Source organism: Mesorhizobium sp. WSM4836 (assembly GCF_055811815.1).
The window spans coordinates 1-4,907 of sequence record NZ_JBVVQF010000061.1 but is presented as its reverse complement, the minus strand read 5'-3'; the positions used below and the strand labels follow the sequence as shown (position 1 = coordinate 4,907).

The window sequence follows — 4,907 nt, the reverse complement described above, 5'->3', positions numbered from 1 at the left end:
GCGTCGCAGCGGTTTGTTCATCATCAGACATGCTCACCATCCCGCGGCCATTTCACACGGCGGATCGAAAACATCAATCTTGCTCGCTGCGCGGAAGAATCTTCGGTCGGGATCTATTCACGCTCTGGCTTTCGCCAGCCTGCACCGCCGCTTGCGCGGCGGCCAGCCTGGCGATCGGCACGCGGTAGGGTGAGCACGAGACGTAGTCGAGGCCGACCTTCTCGCAGAAATGGATCGAGGCCGGGTCACCGCCATGCTCGCCGCAAATGCCGAGCTTGATCTCGGGCCGCGTCGCCCTGCCCTTTTCAGCCGCCATCCGCACCAGCTCGCCGACACCCTCTATGTCGAGCGACACGAATGGATCCTGCTCGATGATGCCTTTTTGCCGGTAGGTCTCGAGGAACGAGGCCGCGTCGTCGCGCGAGATACCGAAGGTGGTCTGGGTCAGATCATTGGTGCCGAAGGAGAAGAATTCGGCCGCCTCGGCGATGATTTGGGCACGGATCGCGGCACGCGGCAGTTCGATCATCGTGCCGGTCAGGTAATCGATTGTGACCCCGGTCTCCTCCATCACGCTTTTGGCGACGGCATCGATGCGCGCCTTGACGAAGTCGAGCTCCTTCACCAGCCCGACCAGTGGCACCATGATCTCGGGGACCACCAGCGCGCCGGCCTTCCTGCCGGCCTCCACGGCCGCCTCGAAAATGGCGCGTGCCTGCATCTCAGCGATTTCGGGATAGGAGACGGCAAGCCGGCAACCGCGATGGCCGAGCATCGGATTGAACTCGTGCAGCGCTTCGGTGCGCCGCCTGAGCTTGTCCGGCGACACATTCATGGCGGCGGCGACCTCGGCCACCTCCTCTTCGGTCTTGGGCAGGAATTCGTGCAGCGGCGGATCGAGCAAGCGGATCGTCACCGGCAGCCCGGCCATAATCTCGAACAGTTCGAGGAAATCCGAGCGCTGCATCGGCAACAGCTTGGCCAGCGCCGTTCGCCGCTCCTTTTCCGTATCGGCTAGGATCATCTCGCGCATGGCGACGATGCGGTCGCCGTCGAAGAACATGTGCTCGGTGCGGCAAAGGCCAATGCCTTCGGCGCCGAAGGAGCGCGCCATGCGCGCATCCAGCGGCGTCTCGGCATTGGTGCGCACCTTCATACGGCGCGCGCCGTCGGCCCATTCCATTATGGCGGCGAAATCGCCCGAGAGTTCGGGCTGCAGCATCGGCACGGCGCCTTTCAGCACCTGGCCGTTGCCGCCGTCGATGGTGATGATATCGCCCTTGCGGAAGGTCGATCCCATCGCCATCAGCGTGGCGGCCTTGTAGTCGACGCGCAGCGAGCCGGCTCCTGATACGCAAGGCTTGCCCATGCCGCGCGCAACAACAGCGGCGTGGCTGGTCATGCCGCCGCGCGTCGTCAGGATGCCTTCGGCCGCATGCATGCCGTGGATGTCTTCGGGGCTGGTCTCGATGCGCACCAGGATCGCCTTGCGACCTTGTGTCTTGGCCTCCTCGGCGTCGTTCGAGGAAAACACGATCTCGCCGGTGGCAGCACCTGGCGATGCCGGCAGGCCGACGCCGATGATGTCGCGCGCCGCCTTCGGATCGATGGTCGGATGCAGCAACTGGTCGAGCGAGGCCGGATCGATGCGGGCGACGGCCTCCTCCTTCGAAATCAGCCGATCCCTGGCCATGTCGACGGCAATCTTCAGCGCCGCCTTGGCGGTGCGTTTGCCGGACCGGGTCTGCAGCATCCACAATTTGCCGCGCTCGATGGTGAATTCGAGATCCTGCATGTCGCGGTAATGCTTTTCCAGGCGCTCGGAGATGCTGACGAAAGCCTGGAAGGCGTCCGGCATCAGCTTCTGCAGCGACGGCTTGTCGGAGCCGGCGGCAATGCGCGCCGCCTCGGTGATGTTCTGCGGCGTGCGGATGCCGGCAACGACATCCTCGCCCTGGGCGTTGACCAGGAACTCGCCATAAAGCTGCTTGTCGCCGGTCGATGGATTGCGGGTGAAGGCAACGCCGGTGGCCGAAGTGTCGCCCATATTGCCGAAGACCATGGCCTGGACATTGACCGCCGTACCCCAGCTTTCGGGAATGTCGTGCAGGCGCCGGTAGGTGATGGCGCGGTTGTTCATCCAGCTGGAAAACACCGCGCCGATGGCGCCCCATAGCTGCTCGTGCGGATCCTGCGGAAACGGCTTACCCAGCTCCTCCTCGACCTTGGCCTTGTAGAGCGCGATCACGCCTTGCCATTCAATGGCCGTCAGCTCGGTGTCGAGCTCATGGCCGAGGCCGCCCTTCTGGTCTTCGAGGATTTCCTCGAACACCTCATGGTCGAGCCCTATGACGACGTCGGAATACATCTGGATGAAACGGCGGTAGCTGTCATAGGCAAAGCGGGGATCGCCTGAATCGGCGGCCAGTGCTTCGACCGTCTCGTCGTTCAGGCCGAGATTGAGTACGGTGTCCATCATGCCGGGCATGGAAGCGCGGGCACCGGAGCGCACCGATACAAGCAACAATTCCGAGGGATCGCCGAAACGACGCCCGGTCAGCCGGCCGATGTGATCGAGGGCGACCGCAACATCCGCTTCCAGCGAGGCCGGATAGGTGTGGCCGTTGGCGTAATAGGCGTTGCAGACATCGGTGGTGATGGTGAAGCCCGGCGGCACCGGCAGGCCCAGGCTGCACATTTCGGCAAGGTTGGCGCCCTTGCCGCCGAGCAGATTGCGGTCGCCGGCGCGGCCTTCCGCGGCGCCGTCGCCAAAGGTGTAGACCCATTTGGTCATGCTTGCTCCCCGGTTGCAGGAGATTGGAAATATTGGCAAATCGAGCGATATGATGGTGCAGTGCGAAAGGCAAGCCGTCGGCAATGCCCGCCCGCCTCTACAATCGATTAAGAGAAAGAGGCGTCGAAAAGAACCTGCTTTGCACTTCTCGTAAGCCACACAAGGTAACGAGGGCTGGGACCAGCACATGGCCGAGGCTATCTTTTGGTTCCCGGCTGTAAGCGGTCCTAATTGTCCATCCTGCCGCTCCGAGATGCCCGCGACTCACCTGCCTCAATCATCGAAGATCGCCGCCGTTCCAGCGATTCAAAACGTCGCGAACATTCTCAGGTTCTGTAGCCATGCTGTCCGTCTCATCCCCAGCCTCCAAGGACTGGGAAGAAAACCGGACAGCTCACGTGCTACCTAATCCGGACAACTCATCTGCTTACGACATTTTGTATATTCGCCGTTGAGCTTTCCCCCGGCTCGTCTTATAAGCCCGCGCGCTGGGGCACGTTCCCGGCTGATGGGGCGTCGCCAAGTGGTAAGGCATCGGTTTTTGGTACCGACATTCCCAGGTTCGAATCCTGGCGCCCCAGCCAATTTCACTCTGTACGCTCCTGACGACTCCGAATGCAGGTGCCCGTTGTAGTTCTCCGCTCCATAGGGGCACGACAAGTTAGGCGCGAGAGCTAGACAGCGTTTAACGTATCGCAAAGTTTTTATTACGAATGTGGCGGCCTCAATATGTAGCTCAGTTGATTTTGGACAAATCGGATGCGATCGTGAGGGCGAACCAATAGCCTCGCCTCGCACCATGCGGGAGCCGATGTCGACCTCGGAGCAGGGCATTACATGCCAACGCCCGGCCCGTAAACAACATCGCAGGAGCAGAATGAGATTACACCCAATTGCCGAGAAAGCAGCCTTTTTCGTTACGCTGCTTGCCGTTCTCGTGCTTGCACTTCTCCCAGTTTTCCGTCTCAAAGAGCTCGGCTTCAGCATAGGCTTCCATTATGACAAGCTTAATCACGGTGTCGCTTTCGCGGCACTGATGCTTGTTGGAAGGCTGGGTTGGCCGGAACGCAAGATGAGTTTGATAGTCTTCCTCACTCTGGTTGGTGCTGCGATTGAAATCCTTCAGGGTACGACCTTAATAGGGCGGGATCTCGATGGATTTGATTGGGCGGCTGATTGCGTCGGCATCGGCTGCTCTCTGGTAACCATCGGCTGTGCAAATTCGCTTGTTCGACGAGCGATTTAAGAAACGTCCGGGAACGGCGCCAATCCCTTCCTTCAGACTTACTCTCGAGCGGCGAACCGAGGCGGGTAGAGCTGCATCTCAGTCATTCCGGTTCCTAGCAGAACCTCCCCTTCTGGCCAAGAAACAGAATCCAAACCGGACAATCTCCGAATTTCCAGTCGGTGGTGGCAATCTGAGTTGCGAAAACTTGGTCGCGGAATGGCCCCAACGCTATCTGTCCACAACAAATTAGTGTCACTGGCAGTGAACGTGGTCCGGCTAGAATCCTAACTTAACATCGGCTAAATTCAAGATTGTCAAATGCAAAAAAGCGGCCTCTCTATGCGCGATCTGCGATATGGATCTTATGGATCGAGATTTTTACAACACAAGCTATCGCCATTTTGCTATTGTTAGATAACTTATTGCATACAAGTCTGGTGTTGTCTAGCTACGAGCCGCATGACAAAAAAACTACATGTTTAATACGTAATGCCGACGGTAACGTGAACATAATAAGCAGAATTTGTTTTCTTCTCTTCGAGAGAATAGAACAACTTAAATCAATGTATATAACATCTAACAAAATCTCCGAAGAGCCATGAGTCTAAACTTTCTTTTTGCCGCAACTCCGATTGCCTCTAAAGTATCTTTTTTTTCTTAATGTGAAAATTCTGCCACCGATCAACCATTCTATCAGGGCGTGCAGGTATGTGATTTGGCGCTAATATACACCCTCTAGTAGGCAGACATGCGCGGGGTGCTATCGAATCAAAATGAGGGATTATGGATGGCAACTCTGCACTACGCATCGGGTGGATCCGCCACCGAAATCGCAACCGCCGGGTTCAATCTGGCTGACGTTCAGTACGTTTCGCTGGTCAACGC

At 58.3% G+C, this 4,907-nt stretch carries 2 protein-coding genes and 1 tRNA gene; 2 read left to right on the top strand and 1 reads right to left on the bottom strand.

Features of this window, described 5'->3' with window-relative positions; genetic code table 11:
• Positions 1 to 73: 73 nt before the first annotated feature.
• The gene (gene ppdK, locus AC0L2P_RS31960) at positions 74 to 2,794 is read right to left on the bottom strand and encodes a pyruvate, phosphate dikinase (RefSeq protein WP_473507208.1); all 2,721 of its coding nucleotides are present in this window, start codon (positions 2,792 to 2,794) and stop codon (positions 74 to 76) included.
• Positions 2,795 to 3,303: 509 nt separating this feature from the next.
• Here ppdK and AC0L2P_RS31955 point away from each other — a divergent pair.
• Positions 3,304 to 3,378, top strand: a tRNA-Gln gene (locus tag AC0L2P_RS31955).
• Positions 3,379 to 3,671: 293 nt separating this feature from the next.
• A complete protein-coding gene (locus AC0L2P_RS31950; RefSeq protein ID WP_473507207.1) occupies positions 3,672 to 4,040 on the top strand; it encodes a VanZ family protein in 369 nt (122 codons plus the stop codon).
• The last annotated feature ends 867 nt before the right edge of the window (positions 4,041 to 4,907 follow it).